The following is a 284-nucleotide window of genomic DNA, read 5'->3' as shown; positions in this document are numbered from 1 at the left end:
CTACAATCCCGAATATGGCGCGCTGAACGCCGCCTTGACGCAACTGCATCTCATCGACGCCTACCGTTCCTGGCTGGGCGAGCCGGGAACGGCGCTGGCGGCCCTGATCGTCGCCGATTGCTGGAAGAATTTTCCGCTGGTGGCGCTGATCGCGCTTGCCGCTCTCCAAGCGGTGCCGCGCGACATCACCGCCGCCTCGCTCGTCGACGGCGCGGGACCTTTCAACCGCTTCCGCTTCGTCATCCTGCCTTATCTCGCCGGGCCGCTGATGGTGGCGCTGGTGC

Annotated in this window: 1 protein-coding gene; it reads left to right on the top strand. The window is 66.2% G+C overall.

Features of this window, described 5'->3' with window-relative positions; translation table 11 throughout:
- On the top strand, positions 1 to 284 hold a 284-nt coding region (locus tag EN859_RS37450; protein WP_135913763.1), incomplete at both ends, for an ABC transporter permease subunit.

It is taken from the genome of Mesorhizobium sp. M00.F.Ca.ET.216.01.1.1 (genome assembly GCF_004010325.2).
Classification (GTDB): domain Bacteria; phylum Pseudomonadota; class Alphaproteobacteria; order Rhizobiales; family Rhizobiaceae; genus Mesorhizobium.
The sequence above is the reverse complement of the archived record's forward strand: the minus strand, read 5'-3'. Positions and strand labels throughout refer to the sequence as shown.